18 protein-coding genes are annotated in these 17,773 nt (G+C 38.2%); 3 read left to right on the top strand and 15 right to left on the bottom strand.

All coding sequences use genetic code 11. The features are described from left to right. Positions 1-35: 35 nt before the first annotated feature. The 4 genes from KEM09_RS00390 to KEM09_RS00375 form a co-directional block, all read right to left on the bottom strand. On the bottom strand, positions 36-722 hold the full coding sequence (locus KEM09_RS00390; protein ID WP_212223677.1) for a hypothetical protein: 687 nt from the start codon (positions 720-722) through the stop codon (positions 36-38). Positions 723-800: 78 nt separating this feature from the next. Beyond that, positions 801-983 carry a YgaP family membrane protein gene (locus tag KEM09_RS00385; RefSeq protein ID WP_212223676.1) on the bottom strand — a complete coding sequence of 61 codons (183 nt, stop codon included), beginning with the start codon at positions 981-983 and terminating at the stop codon, positions 801-803. Positions 984-1,064: 81 nt separating this feature from the next. After that, complete coding sequence (locus KEM09_RS00380; RefSeq protein ID WP_212223675.1) at positions 1,065-1,682, bottom strand: Crp/Fnr family transcriptional regulator; 618 nt, start codon at positions 1,680-1,682, stop codon at positions 1,065-1,067. Between the two features lie 211 nt (positions 1,683-1,893). Further along, positions 1,894-3,708, bottom strand: coding sequence for an AMP-dependent synthetase/ligase (locus tag KEM09_RS00375; protein WP_212223674.1), 1,815 nt, complete (start codon positions 3,706-3,708; stop codon positions 1,894-1,896). Between the two features lie 231 nt (positions 3,709-3,939). Here KEM09_RS00375 and KEM09_RS00370 point away from each other — a divergent pair, with 231 nt between their 5' ends. From KEM09_RS00370 to KEM09_RS00360, 3 genes are all read left to right on the top strand, one after another. Next, positions 3,940-4,353, top strand: coding sequence for a hypothetical protein (locus tag KEM09_RS00370; RefSeq protein WP_212223673.1), 414 nt, complete (start codon positions 3,940-3,942; stop codon positions 4,351-4,353). Between the two features lies 1 nt (position 4,354). Then, a complete protein-coding gene (locus KEM09_RS00365; protein WP_212223672.1) occupies positions 4,355-4,783 on the top strand; it encodes an SRPBCC family protein in 429 nt (142 codons plus the stop codon). Between the two features lie 152 nt (positions 4,784-4,935). Continuing rightward, a complete protein-coding gene (locus KEM09_RS00360) occupies positions 4,936-5,742 on the top strand; it encodes a hypothetical protein (protein ID WP_212223671.1) in 807 nt (268 codons plus the stop codon). A 47-nt stretch (positions 5,743-5,789) separates the two neighbouring features. Here KEM09_RS00360 and KEM09_RS00355 read toward each other — a convergent pair whose 3' ends face one another. The 11 genes from KEM09_RS00355 to KEM09_RS00305 all read right to left on the bottom strand — a co-directional run bounded on the left by KEM09_RS00355 (position 5,790) and on the right by KEM09_RS00305 (position 17,592). Continuing rightward, positions 5,790-7,166, bottom strand: coding sequence for an alpha-L-fucosidase (locus KEM09_RS00355; RefSeq protein WP_212223670.1), 1,377 nt, complete (start codon positions 7,164-7,166; stop codon positions 5,790-5,792). A 260-nt stretch (positions 7,167-7,426) separates the two neighbouring features. Then, positions 7,427-8,077 carry an energy transducer TonB gene (locus KEM09_RS00350; RefSeq protein WP_212223669.1) on the bottom strand — a complete coding sequence of 217 codons (651 nt, stop codon included), beginning with the start codon at positions 8,075-8,077 and terminating at the stop codon, positions 7,427-7,429. A gap of 72 nt (positions 8,078-8,149) precedes the next feature. Then, a complete protein-coding gene (locus tag KEM09_RS00345; RefSeq protein ID WP_212223667.1) occupies positions 8,150-9,142 on the bottom strand; it encodes a S41 family peptidase in 993 nt (330 codons plus the stop codon). Positions 9,143-9,461: 319 nt separating this feature from the next. Further along, positions 9,462-10,226, bottom strand: coding sequence for a trypsin-like peptidase domain-containing protein (locus KEM09_RS00340; RefSeq protein ID WP_212223664.1), 765 nt, complete (start codon positions 10,224-10,226; stop codon positions 9,462-9,464). Between the two features lie 97 nt (positions 10,227-10,323). Continuing rightward, entirely contained in the window at positions 10,324-11,121 is a 798-nt protein-coding gene (locus KEM09_RS00335; RefSeq protein WP_212223662.1) for an alpha/beta hydrolase, read from the bottom strand. A 348-nt stretch (positions 11,122-11,469) separates the two neighbouring features. After that, the gene (locus KEM09_RS00330) at positions 11,470-12,063 is read right to left on the bottom strand and encodes a hypothetical protein (protein WP_212223660.1); all 594 of its coding nucleotides are present in this window, start codon (positions 12,061-12,063) and stop codon (positions 11,470-11,472) included. A 280-nt stretch (positions 12,064-12,343) separates the two neighbouring features. Then, positions 12,344-14,071, bottom strand: a complete 1,728-nt coding sequence (locus KEM09_RS00325; RefSeq protein ID WP_212223658.1) for a leucine-rich repeat domain-containing protein — start codon at positions 14,069-14,071, stop codon at positions 12,344-12,346. Next, the gene (locus KEM09_RS00320) at positions 14,058-14,501 is read right to left on the bottom strand and encodes a leucine-rich repeat domain-containing protein (protein WP_212223656.1); all 444 of its coding nucleotides are present in this window, start codon (positions 14,499-14,501) and stop codon (positions 14,058-14,060) included. Before KEM09_RS00320 ends, KEM09_RS00325 begins: the two co-directional genes overlap by 14 nt. A gap of 326 nt (positions 14,502-14,827) precedes the next feature. Beyond that, entirely contained in the window at positions 14,828-16,066 is a 1,239-nt protein-coding gene (locus KEM09_RS00315) for a hypothetical protein (RefSeq protein WP_212223655.1), read from the bottom strand. Between the two features lie 11 nt (positions 16,067-16,077). Then, a complete protein-coding gene (locus tag KEM09_RS00310) occupies positions 16,078-16,563 on the bottom strand; it encodes a CPBP family glutamic-type intramembrane protease (RefSeq protein ID WP_212223653.1) in 486 nt (161 codons plus the stop codon). Positions 16,564-16,935: 372 nt separating this feature from the next. Beyond that, positions 16,936-17,592, bottom strand: a complete 657-nt coding sequence (locus KEM09_RS00305; RefSeq protein ID WP_212223651.1) for a PQLLE family protein — start codon at positions 17,590-17,592, stop codon at positions 16,936-16,938. Between the last annotated feature and the right edge of the window lie 181 nt (positions 17,593-17,773).

Here is a 17,773-nt window from a genome sequence, read left to right as displayed (position 1 = left end):
GCATGAGGCTGTCTTGTAATTCTTCATCAATGCGATTATATTTTAATCAAATCGGCTGCTTCCTTAATGTTTTCCTTCAATTTATCAGCCATATCACTATTCCCATCTTCATTATCAGGATTAATTTCTATTAATCCATCTTCATCCAAGTCAACAGCTTTTGATAAATCTATTGTATATAATGAGTTTAAGAATTGGTCGATAACGAATTTCACGTTTATTTCCACATTATTGCCTGCAACAACAATGCCTCCTGTGTATTCAAAATCAAAATTTTCACTTGTATCATGCCAGAATTCAAATGGTGTACCATCAATTGTTCCTTTCATAAATAATGAACGGTCATACAATGGGTCAGTTTCCAACCTATCCATATCTTTATGTAGCTTAAATCTCAACACTTTGTATGTTCCGTCTGGAATATCAATCGTTCCAATAGTCTGACTAAGAGCATCCGTCTCGTTCATCAAATCAACATCATAAGGACCTCTAAATTGAACTTCCGTAGCATTTAAATCACTTTCGTCCAATTTAAATTCAACATCTCTGAAAGAGAGCTTGAAATCTGTAATTTTCACGTCTGCAACAAGACTATTTTCGGCTGATTTTAAGGTTTGATTAATACCTGTTAAGCTCAACGTCACGCTACCACTTTCTTCATCCTTGCTACAAGAACTAAAAACAAAAATTGCAGCAAATAATAAACAACTAATCTTTTTCATATGCTTAAATAATTAATCCATAACTAAAGGCAATACGCTTAAAAGCAATTAAGGTTTTAATTGCTTAATAATTAGGTTCTACTTTTTACAAGTGTTAATACCAAAAGGTAAGTATAGAGGACACCAACCTATTAAGGCTGTAAAAACAGGTATAAAACCAACTAATCCCCACCAACTTTTGAAATAAAAACCTGCTACTCCAATGGCCAGCCCAGCAATAACACGGATTACTTTGTCTGTCTTTCCAACATTACATTTCATATCTGTATATTTTTTAGTTTAACATTTTCTAATCTGTTAACAAATATACAGTGTGCCAAAGGCTTGACTTTGTGACGTAGGTTACAGAGGTCGAATTATTTTTATTATTCCTCTTTCAAGAGATATATAACCTTCTTTTTCCAATTGCTTTAAAAGTCTTGAAATAACCTCACGAGCCGTGCCAATTTCATTTGCTAATTCTTGATGGGTAATTCTTATTGAGTTCCCTTCGTTGGCTTGTAGCTTTTGTAATTTTTCATATAAACGGCTATCCGTTTGTTTAAAAGATATGCCATCAACAAGTTGAAGCAGTGAATCAAGTCTGGTATAGTAAAGTTGCATCACGAATTTTCGCCAACTTTTAAAAGTATCCATCCATTCCTTGACTTTTGCTGAAGGCACAATCATTAATGTAGAAGATTCTTCTGTAATAGCTTCTGCATTACTTTGCTTATCGTTTATACAGGATGTAATTGAGAGAATACAACTTTCACCAGGTTTAATATGATAAAGAATTATCTCCTTTCCAGTTTCATCTGATTTTCTCACTTTAATTTTTCCATCTATGACTAGAGGAATCTCCTTTATATATGAATATTCTTTAAGAATAACAGTTCCTTTGGGAATTTCAACTTCCGGTAAACTACTTATTTGTTCAAGTAATTCTGGTTCAAATATGTTGCTGAAATTTAAATCCATATTGGCATGAGCATGGTTAAAAAACTATTCCCAATTATTCATTTTATAAGGAGCTTAATACTTTAACAAATAAAAAAAATAAATGTTATCACCAGACTTTCTGCTTTTTTTTTTAATGGTTTTGTTTGTCCTTTTTAACATAGCTGAAAACTTGCTTAATATCTTACAGATGCAAAGCAAGTCCCAAAATCTTACAAGATAACTAAGGCTTTTAACTAAACTTAATCGACCCTTTATTCTCTTCATTTTCACCATAGGCATACATCTCACGTAATATATCGGCATATTTACGATAGATAATGCGGCGGCGTAGCTTTAAAGTAGGTGATAATTCTCCGGTGGCCGAAGTCCAGGCCTCATGCACCAACCTGAAACGCTTGATTTCTTCGTGCTTGCCAAGCATTTTATTGTAGCGCATCACCTCTTTACGAAATACGCCTTGCACCTTTTCATGCTGAATAAGCTCCTCATTATCGCGGAAATGCACCTTATGGTCATGTGCCCACATATGCAGATATTCAAAATTAGGCGACAACAAGGCGCCCGCAAACTTCTCACTCTCGCCTACAATAATGGCCTGCTCAATAAAATCCGATTCCTTCAACAGGTTCTCAATGGATTGGGGTGCAATGTATTTCCCACTTGAGAGCTTGAACATTTCTTTTTTACGGTCGGTAATTTTCAAGAACTTACCTTTGACCAGGGTGCCAATATCGCCCGTGTGAAACCAGCCATCCTTATCAATCACCTCGGCGGTGGTTTTCTCATCTTTATAATAGCCCATCATAATGTTAGGACCTTTGGCTAATATCTCACCATCATCATCAATTGTCACCTCAACACTATCGAAAACCGTGCCCACAGTACCAATCATCAGGTTGCCGCTTTCTTCGGTATAATTAGAGGCCAGTACCGGTGATGTCTCCGTCAGGCCATAACCTTCCATTAATGGAATACCGGCCGCGAAGAACAAACGGCTTAATCGCGGCTGCAGGGCAGCTCCACCGCTCACCACAAAACGTAAGTGTCCGCCAAAGGCCTTTTGCCACTTCGAGAAAACCAGCTTACGTGCCAGTTTAAGCTTAGCCGCATACAAAGGGTAGTTATTGCCATTGGTGCGATAGCGCTCACCCAGGCGCATGGCCCAGAAAAACACAGCCTTTTGAACACCAGACAGGTCGTTGCCTTTCGATACCAGCTTATCGTAGATGCGCTCAATTACACGCGGCACCGTTACGAAGGCATTGGCCTGAATTTCTTTTAAATCACGAGCTATGGCACCAAGGTTCTCGGCATAATAGATGCTACAGCCATTGGCCTGATACAGGTAGTTGATCATGCGCTCATACACATGACACAGGGGCAAAAAGCTGAGCACCTTATCATTGCTTGATAGAGGATAACGCGGAATGGCATCCTTCATATTACTCATGAAATTTTTATGGCTGAGCATCACGCCCTTGGGGTTTCCTGTGGTGCCCGATGTATAGATAATAGACACCAGGTCATCTTCCGAGATACCATCACGTATGGCCCTGAACTCTTCTTTACGCTGAATACGCTCCTGTTCGCCCAGCTCAATAATCTCGCTCCAGTTGGCCGCATCTTTGATATCGTTGAAGGTATAAACTTCCTGGATGCTGTCAATTTCGTCGGCAATCACTTTCAGGCGCCTGTACAAGATAATATCAGACACAATGAGCATGCGGGCATCACTGTGCTCGAGTATGTACCGGTACTCCTCATCGGAGATGGTTGGGTAAATAGGCACATGTACCACGCCTATCATCGACATACCCATATCCACAAAATTCCACTCGGGACGGTTATTGGAAACGGTGGCTATTTTATCACCCTTTTGAAAACCTTTGGCCAGCAGCCCGTAGCTAAATAAACGTGCCTGCTCGCTGTATTCTTTAACACTGAATTTCACCCAATCGCCATCGCGCTTGGCACACAATATATCTTCTTTGCTACTATCCTGCTTAAGATTAGCCAGCAAATCAAACGTCCTTTTAATCTCCATAAAACTGATTTATCGGATTTTTCCACTCAAACTCAACCAACAAAGATATAATTTTTTTAAAAGTGGCTGCATAAACATGTAACGCTTTGGTGTTAAGCCACAAAGCTGTAATTTTGAATTATGACCAAGATGCTAAAACCAGTCCTTCTTTACATTCCCTTTCTAATAGTCCTTGCCTTTCTTATCTACAGGATATATTCCCATATTGATTATATAGACACTGTTCAGCAAATGCGAAATATACGCTTAAGTTGGCTGGATAGCATTAGGCTTGAGGTAGTATTGGGTCGCTTCGTTCCTCCTGTTATGATACTTTTAAGTGCTATTGGTTTTTTCATACGAAAGGTCTGGGGATGGGTGCTTTGGGTAGCGTTTTACTACTACATTAGCATTTTTCCGTTTATACTGGCAACCAATCTTGATGGCATATTCGGCGGTGGCCTCATCTTATTTATTGTATCTGTTTTAATTATTGCCCTCAACATGCCATATATTCGGCAGAAGTTTAATGTCGGCAACTCATCACTATTAACGATAAATCTATTGGCAATACTTATAGCGATGGTTGCCAATAGTATTCATGGCTATATCATTGCCAGCTACCACATCACACTCTCTGAAGCACTAACAAAAATTGGCTATTAACATGACAGCAATTACTATATCCGAAGTTTACCCGGTGAAGCCCGAAGCTGTTTGGAATGCCATTACCCAGGTTAAACAGATGCGCCAGTGGTTCTTCGAAAATATTCCTGCTTTTGAACCTGAAGTAGGCTTTACCACGCAATTTGAAGTGGATGCCGGCGAAAGGCAGTTTATACACAAGTGGAAGATAGTTGAAGTAATTCCTGGTCAATTGATTAAATATGAATGGAGCTACGAACATTACCAGGGCATGGGCTATGTGACATTTAATATTGAGCAGGAAGCCGGGCAAACAACACTAACGCTGATAAGTGAAGGACTGGATAGCTTTAAGCCAAAGGTACCTGAGTTTACCACCGAAAGCTGTCAGGCTGGTTGGAATTACTTTATCAAAGAACGATTACAAGCCTATCTTTCTGGTAGTCTATAGAATACCTGCTGACTTGTATGTGCTTCTTTAATTGAGATACGACACACGGCAATCGCATTTGAAAAATATTTTTCCAACTCAAGCCGTTGAGGCTTCACACAACCATTTAAAATAATAATGGTATCTTGCAATCAATACATCCAAAATCATTAATGAGCAAACGCGGCAAAATACTACTTCACACCCTTGTGTTTATAGTGCTAACGGCATTAACACAAATTGGTGGAGTCGTTTACCTGATGTCGTTTGTGTTCTGCGGCCGTATCAAATATGCTTTCCCGTTAAAAGGGCTGGCAGCTTTTCTTATCATATACAGCCTTGGCACTTTTGTTACAGCTCCCATGTTGGCTAAGCTATTCGACCGTGAGCGCATTGAGCACTACGATAATCTGCACCCGGCCAACTACATGACTATCATTTTGAATCGTAACTATGTACGTCCCGAGGTAAATGCCTATCTGAAAAGCGTGTCGGAAACACTGCAGGAGACCAATCCCGATGTAAAAATACGCTATCTGGATGCCAACTTCCCCTTGATTGATGGTTTCCCGATGTTGCCACATTTGAGCCACTACGACGGTAAAAAGATTGACCTGAGCCTGGTCTACGAAAATGAGCAGGGTGACATTATAGATGCCTGCAAGTCGGTAAGTGGCTACGGCGTGTTTGAAGGCCCCCGCAATGGCGAAGTTAACCAAAACAAAGCTTGTATAACAGCTGGCTTTAGTTACTACGATGCTCCCAAGTACATGACGCTGGGCAGCATCAACGAGGAGCTGCGCTTCTCCGAAAAAGGCACTCGCGCCCTGATGGACGCCCTGACGCGCCCCGACGAAGTGGACAAAGTATTTATGGAACCTCACCTGACGCAGCGCCTGCGTCTGAAAAATAAAAAGATACGCTTTCAGGGCTGTCACTCAGTACGGCACGATGACCATATCCATGTGCAGGTGAGGTAAAACCATAAGAAGCTAAACGCCGCTATCCATCATTATCATTTGCCTTGCTAATTAGTTAATATCAGTTCAATCACAGGTATTTCGCTTAAAGGCTTTACAACCGGCAATTTTAAAACGATGTTACCCTTGATATTTTGCTCATGAGCTGGTCCGTAGCCATGTCGCCTGGTCGACATTTTAATCTCTGAACCATCGTGTAAAAGTTGAGCGTATGCGATTTTACCTTCATAGCCCGGAAGTATGAGGTCGCCCATGGGGTAGTCCACAAGGTGAATGTACAAACGATGCGTTGATGCATTATAGGTGAGAATGGTATGCGCTGGCACGCTATATTGTTCAGGCGCCTGGGTGCAACCATATATCGCGCGGTCGTTGAATGTCATCCACTGCCCCATGGCCTTCAGGCGCTCCTGCGCACGGTAATCGAAAACACCGCGGGCGGTAGGTCCCACGTTTAGCAACAGGTTGCCTCCTTTACTAACTGACTCAATGAGCAATACAAGCAGCTGTTTGGCATCTTTCCAGGTATGCTCATCGCGGTAATAGCCCCACGAACCTGAAAAAGTCTGGCAGGTTTCCCATGGCACACGTTCCCCGTCTATCTCCACCCACTTGCTGGGTTTAAACTGTTCGGGTGTGGTAAAGTCCCAGCCACCTTTAACATCTTTCAGGTCCAGGCGATCATTAACCAGGATGCCGGGCTGCAACTGACGGACCATTTTCAACAACTCCACTGAATGCCAGTCATCGCGTCCCTTACCATTGTTACCCGGGTATGAATAATCGAGCCACAAGATATCTATCTGACCATAGTTGGTCAAAATCTCGCGCACCTGGTTATGCAGGTATTCGCGGTATTTAGCCATATCCCGTTCCTTATTCAGTGCTTTCAGCTGTTTGGCATCGTCGGTTCGTAAGGGATGAATACGGTCAACGGTGAAATCGGGATGGTGCCAGTCGATGAGCGAATAGTAGAAACCAACTTTTAACCCTTCGGCGCGCAAAGCCTCCACATACTCTTTAACCAAATCACGACCAATAGGCGTGTTGGTCACCTTATAATCGGTATACTGCGAATCGAACAAGCAAAAACCCTCGTGATGCTTCACCGTCAGCACCACATATTTCATACCGGCCGCTTTTGCCTGCCTGGCCCACTCTGTGGCATCATACAGGTCAGGGTTAAAATAGTCGAAGTACTTCTGGTAGGCTTCATCATCCATACGCTCGTGCATCTTCACCCACTCATGACGAGCCGGCAGGGCATACAAGCCCCAATGGATGAACATGCCAAAACGGTCGTGTGTCCACCAGGCCATGCGTTCCTGCTTTTCGGCAGGTGTTTCATTCCAGATAGCAGCTTGCTGAGCAACTATGCCCATGTACGACAGGCATAAAACAATGATTAAAAGGATTTTTTTCATGATGATATTTTCTTTAGTTACTGACAAGCTAACAGCATTCAACCACATTCATTTACCTACCGCCTTCGGTCATTGCGTTTTAAAAATGGTTAAAATTGGCCAGAGCAACAAACCCATCCAATGAATAAACCAAGTACAGAGAGAAGCCAATAAAACGTGGTATGATAAAACAGCTGAATAGTCTATAGTCAGAATCACTCGGGATGTTCAGACTTTGGTTTTTAACCAGACTGAATGCTTTGGTTATTGGCATTTCTATTTTAAGCTATAATAAAGTTGACAGGAACAATGACAAACGATTCTGTGGGTTTACCGTCTTTCATTGCAGGTACGAAATTCCATGTTTTTGGTAGCTTTTTTAATACTCTTAAGGATTCATCATCTAAAGCTTTGTGTGAGCTTTCAAATATAACACAGTCTATTACTTGACCAGTCTTATTAATTTTTATGGCAATCTTTGGTCGACCACTTACTCCACTTTCCATAGCTTCCAGTGGATATCTAACATTCATTGCGATAAAGATTCTGAGTTCATCCGGACTAAATAATGGTAATGGAATACGGTCTGCTTGTGTTTTGGTCTTAAGGTCTAGATAGTGGTCGTAATTGTTGGGTTCTTTATAATTTATAATTTTATGCTCTTGGTAATTATACTCTAATAATATAGAACCATCAGAGTCAAAGTATTGAAATGTTTCTTTTTGTCCAAAATTATATGTTCCTTTTGCAAGTAACTGTCCTTTTCGTTTTCTAATATATTCACCATGACGAATTGACTGGTCAGTTTTTAGAACTTTAAATGTTTCGACTATTCCAAATTCCGAATTTTTAATTGTCATTTTTTTGAGCTTAATCTGTCCATTTATGACAAAAGGGAACATTAAAAGTAGGATTCCGATAGTTGTTTTCATTGTTTAGTTTTTGTTAGTGCTATTTTCAATGCCAAACAACGCGAAAGGATTCGCGCAGTAGCGACGTTATTTTTAATTCCAAATCTCAAAGTATTTTAATATCTGTCCAATCTGGTCAGCATCCATCAGATAGAAATCTGGGACAATCCCGTGATTGTCTATCGAATTTATTGGTATGCCAATAATTTTAGTCATCGGGTATTGCAAATACAATGAATCTTCTAATATTTCATGCTGATTGACATTGCTATAATCAATTAGACCAGCTGTATTTTCACCAAATATCTTCACTTTTAAACTTTGCTTTGCGGATAAAACAAACATTTCTCCAGAGCTTTTTACGTTTCTGTCAACAAGTATGGCTACTCTCTTGGGATATTCATTTATTCCAGATATCGTAAAACTTTTAAAAATTTCAGATTTGTTTTTATTCCAAGGAAGATTGACAAATTTCCCTTCGTTGGTTTTATCCCATTTGCCATATTTTTCTTCCCAATTTGCTTTTGTCTTTAGAAACTTGGCATTGCGTAGATATATATCATTTGTTGCAATTATTTGTAAAAGTTTGTGATATGAATTGTCATTACCTCCACCATTACCTCGAATATCAATTATCAAATTTCTTTTTCTCGAAATGGAACTTATATTTTCATTTATTAACTTCTCAACTAATGAACTGGACAAAAAATGAGGAATTTTTAAATAACAAGTTGATTCATTTAAAATGTCAAATTTGAATTCACTAGATTTATATTGGTTATTCTTTCCACTCGCGATAAACTCCGCCAGATCAAAATCATTCAATTTTAAATGTCTGTCTTCGAAAAATGCAAGATATCTATCTAAATTATTCCTCAGGTCATTAGATGAATTAATAGGGTCTTGTCTGATTGTTTGTAGAAGATAATTGTAAAAATCATTCTTGTTCGTAGTCTTGTCTTGGTAGCCTGCATAATTTTCTTCGACAAAATTTACTGTCTCATCAAAAATCGAGTCATACTTTGTTTGTGTAAATCCGATATTTGAAACAATTATGAAGAGTTGAAATATCAATACTTTTCTCATTAGCTCAATTTGGTTGGTTTTTATAATGCATGTTAACTTCCCAATACAAAGCACCAACACTTTATATCACTCTTATCGTACCATATATAGTGTATGCCGCTATTATATACCCTGTGCAAGCCACATAAACATACCAATAATAAAGCACTTTTGGGTGAGTAATGGGATTTATTGCACACCTAACACACGGTAAAGAGGGAGCATGACTGTGCTTTATTGAGGACTCATTTGTCGGCTTATAAGTTGTTTTTTTGAGGGACGGGAAACTTTTTATGCCAAACAACGCGAAAGGATTGGCGCAGTAGCGGAGGCATAGCTATTAGTGACCGGGCTTTCTATGTTTTATGCCATATTGGTCTAACATGGTGGTTAAATACTTAACCCCTCCTATTACTCCCAGATTTCCTTCTTGTCCTGATACAATTCCAACTAAGTACCCATTCTTATCAATTACAGGAGAACCACTTCTTCCTGCCGGATGAGTGTCTGTTTTGAATGGTTTTATATAGAAATAGTCTCCCAGGTTTTTGACGCATTGCAGTTTTATTAGGGCAGGTTTTGAATTGTCTTTCTGTTTTAACCCCCAGCCAACAGCATATACTGTCTCGTTACTTTTTACAGGTGAGTATCTAATCTTCAATGGGTAAAGCTGGTTGCTGTTATCTTCTAATTCAAAAATAATCCAGTCACGTATTTTCAAGGTATTAAACTGACCAATCTGTTCGTTTGGGTCTTTGTTAATTAATTGTTTTATCGTCACTGTTTTTTCTTTGTGATTTTTAGGGTACATCGTCCAATAATTGAATTTGGTCCCTAAATCAATACTGCTTAATCCAAGTTGATTCTCAAAAACCATAAACAGATGTTTACATGAAACACCAATGGTGTCATAGCCTGTATTTACGAGAAATGAGTTGGCAATGTCAGAATAGCTTGTGTCGGTGAAACTAATTTGGTTGGTTAATGCAAAATCAGGCCATGATGCAACAGGTTTTTCAATCCAAGGTTCTTTGACGACCTGTGATGAATTCCGGCATCCAAACAGTAATGTTATACCCACTAAAATCAAAACTAGATGCTTCATTATCTTTCAGTTTTTAAAGGACGAGACTATCGAGGCAGGAATCGGCACCCTCAAAAACCGCTAGGCCCGCTATACATTATACACATACCTGCCGTTTTTATTTGCTATCTTTTGATGTATATATAAATCTCAATCCATGATATAAACTCTGAAAAGGAACATGTCCCTCGTCTTCATAGATTTTTAATTTACAAGATATATTGTTTTTTGATTCAAGCCTTTGACTAAAATCTACAAGTTGCTCTTTTATTACTCCTTCTGGGTCTAAGAAATCAGTCATGCCATGCGTTAGAAAAAGATTTGTTGGCTTGTCTTGCTCAACTTTTAGGTAATTATTTGTTAGGTCAATGAAATATTCTTCACACTCAGGAAACCCACCACTACATGCAATAAATGAATCAAATGAGTTTGGGCTTGTCAAGAAGTAGTATATGGTAAATATTGCACTTAATGATTGTCCGCATAGAAGTTTTTCATGAGTTGTTCGATAAGAACTATTTATGTGTGAAACCAATTCATTTTCTATAAACTTTTTAAAATCGACAGCACCAGGCTTTGATGTGAAAAAGCTTGTATTTGTCGGCATCATGTCACGATTCCTGTTTGTGTTCTCAATCATAACCACAATCATGTCTGGTATTAATTCATCCATATGAACCAGTCGATTGATTGTCCCAACAGTCTCAGTGTACGTGTCTAAATCTCCATCTAATCGATAAAGTACAGGATAGGATTTGTCTGAGTTATTATAATCTCTTGGAAGTTTTACGATAAACTTTCGGGTTTCATTTAGCACATTTGATTGAATCGAATCTTTAAATCCAATTTTAATTGCTTGTCCGGATGATATTGCCGTTGATAAAAATAGTAAGGTTAAAAATAGTGTCGTTTTCATGCAATTTCTATAGTTCATTATCGGATACAGTTCTTTATTCAAATGGCAGGTAACGGCAGTCTGTCTAAAAACCATTTAAGCTGCCGCGTCATCAGTTAAAAATAGGATTAAGTTTTGATAATTAAAAAGGAGGTGTCGTTTTCGCAATCATCACTTCCAAACACATATTCTGGTTCATAATTATGTTTCTCTGGGATTTCCGGCTTTTTTGAGCTGATGATTGATCTGCTGGCTCACCTCACTTATATCAATTCCCATAGACTGTGATTTCTACCCGGTTGTCGGCAACACCGCGTTCAGACTCTGGTTTTCAACCAGCCAGAACGCTTAGTTATTAGGGAGCGTTTCTTAATTTAATTGATTTGGCATACCCAATTCCGAGTTAATAAACCGTTGTCTATCAAATTCGTTTATGGGATTATAAGTGTCATAAAATGAATCATAGTCCTTCGATATTTGATATTTACTCAACTCTTCATTGGCAGTTTCAAATCTATTAAGCAACATTAATATATTAAGTCTGTAAATACTAAATTGGGCTTTCCCTTCCATCTTTTTCTCAAATAACAAGAGTGCATTTTCATAATAGAATCGAGAACTATCTTCCTTATTTTGAAGTTCGTATATCATTCCTTTAATTGTTGAAAAACGAATATTGTCATAAGTACTGATACTGTTTAAGTAATTTAATGCTTCTTGAAACTTATTATTCCTGCAGAATTCTTGAATCAATAAATGCTTTGCGTTATTATCATTCTTTTTTAATTGAATCACTAAATTCAATTTCTCTACTCTTGTTTCATAGTCAGAATAATTGCCATTTACAACATCAATTTTGATCTGACTGACATAGGAATTATAAATTATGGGACTTATTAAAAGTAGAATCACAGAAAATGATATCAATACGATTTTTACTTTCTTACTTTCTTCTTTATTCATTGATGTCTTTTAATGTTCCATAACAACTTGGCAATTACGCGTAAGTGAGGATTAACCTCAGTTCACTTTCAAACTTCACGGAGCCAAAGCGCTGTATTGGTTTTTAACTTTTCATTTCAAAAGCCAAATCAGTGATTTGGCGATGACCGCCGAAGCTACTAAATAACCATATGAAACGGCTCACTTTATAACCATTGTTGGCCAGCATCATTTTTATGAAAATGAATCTGCTATCATGGATAACTACACAACTAATCCTTATCAAAATATTGCTTTGATACTATTTTTTTAATATTGTAGTTACTCCTCTATTCCTACTCTTTTCCACTTTAAGAATGTATACCCCTTTATAAAAATTACTAAAATCTACTTGTTCCTTTGTAGTTTTGGATGTACGGGTATAGATTTGCTTACCGCTCATATCATAAATTGATATCTTTGTATCTGGAAAGATGCCATCTACTACTAACCTGTTTATTACAGGATTCGGATATACTGAAAAATTTATTGCGTTATTCGATTCAATCCCTGTTTTAATATTAAAAAAGTCTTTCCATTGATCTGCTTTTTGATAGTCTGTTAAACTTTCTACAGAAACATATACAGGTATTGTTTTATCAACCCCAACAAAAACATCAGAAGATAAAATAGGAGGCGTTATGCTCAAACAGGTAATAGAGTTTATTCCAGTGCAATTTTTGAATCCATAATATCCTATACTATTTAGAGAGGAACCTAATGTGAGATTTGTTAGTTCTATACAACCTTCAAATGCTTTCCCTTTAATACTTTTTACAGAATTAGGTATTTCGATTGTGTTTATACGAATACAACCTGCAAATGCAGAATTACCAATAATAGTTAGGTAATTATTTAATTCAATGGATGTTAGGCTTAAGCAGTTTTTAAATGTATTGTAAGCGATCTCCTCTAAGGGATCAGGTAATTGAATCGACGTTAATTTACTACATTTTTCAAAAGCACTCGCGCCAATAATATCAACTGAGCTACCGAGCGAAACTTTTTCCAAATTATAACAATTATAAAATGCTCGTTCCTCAATTGTTGTGATAGTATTCGGAAGTACTATTTCATCAATTTGGTTGTTATCTTTAAAAGCTTCTGATTCGATGCATACTACTCTGAAGTTGTCGTATTTGTGCGCTATCTCAGATGATATAACTATTTTGCCAGAAATACCTGCGCCAATAACAATCACCTCACCGGGTTCTATCGAACTAATTACAAACAAAATTCCATTGTCATTAATTATCTCAAATTGGATATTGGTGAAATCTTTCCAGCCAGTAGCACTTTTATAAGCATCAATACTTGGCCTTAAAACGTAGAGCGGGATGGTTTTAGATACATCAGTGAATACCCACCAGTCAAGGCTTGGTGGTTCAATTGCATAGCAGGTTATTTCTTGCATGGAATGACATCCCCTGAAAGCATTTTGACCAATTCTTGTAATTGACTTTCCTAATACAATTGAAGTTAAGTTAGTACATTGATCAAACGCACCTATACCAATAGATTCTACTGAATTTGGAATAACTAGCGAACTAATTTTCTCGCATTCACTAAAAGCTGCCTGGCCAATGGATTTAACAGAACTACCTATTGTAACAGAATTCAAAGAAGAACAACGCTCAAAGGCATAATATCCTATTGACTGCACTTGATCGGGAATATTAATTGACTCTAAAATAATACAATTATAGAAAACAGAGCCCCCCAAATTTTTGAGAGTATTTGGCAAAGTTATATTCGATAAATTAATACAATTATAAAATGCCATATCACCTATTGTTTCAACAGAATTGCCAACACTTATTGAAGCCAATTTATCACAATTCATGAACGCTCCATCACCAATCGATTTAACTGTATTTGGCAATTGTATTGTTGTAAGTTCATTGCAACCACTAAATGCATTAGCCCCTATAGTTTCTACTGATTTTCCTATGTGAACTGAGGATAAAATGCTGCAGCTATGAAATGCCAAATCTCCAATATATGTAACCTGATCGGGAATCGTTATATCTTTTTAGTAGATAGCAATATCTAAAGGCATTATCTCCAATTGAAGTTAATGAACTACCTAGAGAAATGGTAGCTAGTTCATGGCAATATATAAAAGCATCATTACCGATTGTTTTAACATTATCAGGGATTTCAATTTTTGATAATTTTCGGCAATCCATAAAAGCCTCGTCACCAATAGCAGTTACAGCATATGTATTTCCTTCGTGAATTAAAGTATTAGGAATCACAACAGTACCTGAATATTTTGGTTCTTTATTAGATACCTCTACAGTATACGAACCATCTGTGGATGTAATTTTATATGCAATCCCATTAGAGATAAAACTTTGGGCAATAGAGACATTAAAACCCGTACTTATGAGCAGTATTAATAATTTAAGTTTTTTCAATGTTCAAAATATTAAATAGTTTTTATTTGATGCTTAATAACTTCCAAACACAAAAACACCAACCCTCTATATCGCCCTTATATATACCATGCCGTTATTATGCACAATAGCCACATAAACATACTAATAATAAAGCACTTTTGGGTGAGTAATGGGATTTATTGCACCCCTAACACAAGGTAAAGGAGGATCATGATTGTGCTTTATTAAGGACTCATTTGTCGGCTAATAAATTGATATTTGAGGGATGGGAAACTTTTTATGCTATTTCAACGCGAATGGATGCGCACATAGCGGAGTGATAAAAACGGCTGAATAGTCTATAGTCAGAATCTCTCAAAAACAGGTGTTTTAATCAATTTGTACGACTGAATATCACCCGTATCAGTTATAACTTTTAACCTTACTGTATCACCTTCAAAACTGGTATTTTTAAATACACAGTAACTATCCAGGTCGGCCAGTGGCATCCCATTAACCGAAATAACCTCGGTGCCAACAGTCAAACCGGCCCTGGCTGCAGGCATATCCTCTGCTATTGTTCCAATTTCCACTTTCTGAGTGACGCCGTTATATTGAACAGACATACCGCTGGTGTTAATATTAAAATCGGGCTGGGTAGTGTAGGGTTCCAGAATGAGTAGATTATCGGGCCAGCTTATGGTGGTGCGGTAATTAGTAAAGAAGCCCAAGCCTAATAAATTGAGACTTTTGGAGCCAGCCCCCACAGTTACATCGGTAACATGATAGGATGACTCACTAAACAGCAGGCTATCCAGCAAGTAATAATGATGAGTGATAGTGGTATCCACTTTTGTTCCCAGTCCTTTACTCGCCTGCCCATCTATTCTTTTTGACAACAGAGGGATAGAGTCACTCAATAGTAGGCTTTCCTTGATGGCCAGGGTGCGGTTACTGCCCAGGTCCACCAACACTTCTTTAGGCCGTTTATTGTACCGCAGTTTTATCGCCGCCCGCAAATGATGACTGTATTTATTTCTGCGTAATGGTATTTCTATTCTATCATCACTTAAACTTAATTGCTGCAGGCTATTGGCTACAATAATCATCTGCTTTTCAAAATCGATTTGCCATACCAAATGCTGCATAAGGCCTGTACCGATTATACCAGCCACATGTTGCTGACAATCAAAATTGAAATCAGCTTCTTTGGCATTAAGCCCAATAAATTTCAATGCCCCAATTTTTAACGAATCAATCCCTTTGATTTTGGTTACAAAGACATTCTCCGCCGAACCGATACCAATACCATAACCATTATTATCAAAATCCTTACCAGCCGTAAAATGGCTAAACAACATGTTAGATGCTCCGCTATCCAATATAAACGGATAAGCTTCTTCATTGTCGTTGATTTGAGCATCGATTAAGATGTGGCCTGAAGGGGAATAATAGAATGGAATGGTATCGCAAAGCACTTTGGAAGCTAATGTGCCCTTTGCCAGCTTATGATGCTGTGACAATATCTGGTAAATGGATGTCACAACAGCACCTGCTGTTAACATCAAAACAATGGCCAAACTAATTAATAGGAATTTTTTCATCTAAAAGTTTATTAACGCGTCAACAAATCAGCCAGAAACGCAATGCTGTTCCAGGTGGCATGTATTATGAATACCGGCATAAATGCCCAATTAGTTCGATAGCGGGCTGCATAATATGCTACACCCATAAACACCCCCCCCACAGTGGCCCAAATAATATAATACACGCTAAACCAATGCGATAATCCAAAAAGAATAGAAGAAAGCCCAATGGATAAGATAAAATTATAGCGTGGCCGTTTGATAAAAAAACAAATACCACCAATTATGAGTGATTGATAGATAACGGTTTCTAACCATGGTCCGAAAAATATGCCGAAGACCACCTTTTTGCTATCGGACATGCCATTAACCACAGCGTTGTCAGCCCAATTACCAGGAAAGGCAAATGAAATAAGTTGGAGCAGGAAAAAGCACATTAGAAAGACCAGAATGAATTGTACGATGTGCAGCCTCCTTAATAGGAAAAGACCGCGAGTAAGCCATGTTATACGCATAAGTTTCTTTGTCAGGTTTAATTATTCTGTATTTTCAAATTTTGATATCCATTCTAACGCCCACTTATGCCATTACCTTATTTTGTTATATGATTTCTTTAAGATGGCCACCGCGGATAATAAAGCCGAAATAGCAATCAGTAATAAACCGACAGGCATCAACCCTTCTGCTTTGGCAACAAAAATTGCCCAAAGGATGATGAGCAGACCTGCAAAGGCCAGCACTAATTAGAATGCGCGTAAGCACAGTAAGCTGTTTAGATGGTTATTTCAATCTTAAAAATACATTGGCTGCTGAAGCAAACAAAAACATACATAAAAAGAGTTGCCAAGCAAATTATGGCAACCCTTGTATTTCTTTTATTTGTCCTATTAATTTCTAACAAACAGGCCCGCTACCTCCAGCAGGTCGTTGCGCTTGCCCAGTGCCAGTTTCAACAGGGCAATTAACTCCCTGTTTCGGGCTATCATTTGTTCAACGGCGTCGTTTCGCAACTGGGTGGCACGCTGTGCTTCGCCCGTTTCTTTTTGCTGCCTGGCCTGTAGCTCAATTAACTCTATTACCCGGGCCTGCTCAGCCTGCAATACTTCAGCACCCCGGTTATACCGGCCCATTAAAGTCAGCAGCTGTTCATCGCCCAGCACGCCATCATAAAACGAGCGCATGCGTTCGATGCCGGCATTGATTTTGGCTGGCAAGGGTAAACCAATTTTAAGCGAAGTATTTAAGTCATTGTTTGCTAAAACAATCCGGGCAATACCTTCGGTCTTTTTGTAGATCTCTTCCACCTCGTCGAGTTTACTGTCGCGCTCGTTAGTGGCGTTGTACTGCTCGCTATACTCTTTCTTTTGAGTATTGCTGGCATCACGCGCATTAGTGACAGTTTGCAAGCCTTCGTCCAGATAAGCTGCATCAATATTAAAGACCGTTAGCAGACTCATAATTTCTTTACTGCTTTTAACGTTGTTGAAACGTTTCTCTACATCGGTAATTTTTTCGTCAACCGATAGTTTTTGAAAATTTGACATGGATTAGTGTTTAAAGTTAATATTTGGTTTATTCATAGTGCTAACTCTATCGCCTTAGCTCTGTAGCACTGAAATAGGATATAATTGCTTTTACTAGTTATTTTATCGGGGTAATTATTCATTTTATCGGTACGAACTCTGAGCTTGTCTTTTGAAACATTCATTTTAGCGGGTCGATTAA

Origin of the sequence: Carboxylicivirga mesophila (assembly GCF_018271975.1) — a bacterium.
GTDB classification, from domain to species: domain Bacteria; phylum Bacteroidota; class Bacteroidia; order Bacteroidales; family Marinilabiliaceae; genus Carboxylicivirga; species Carboxylicivirga mesophila.
Note: the sequence above shows the minus strand (reverse complement) of the source record. Positions and strands in the feature narration are given on the sequence as shown.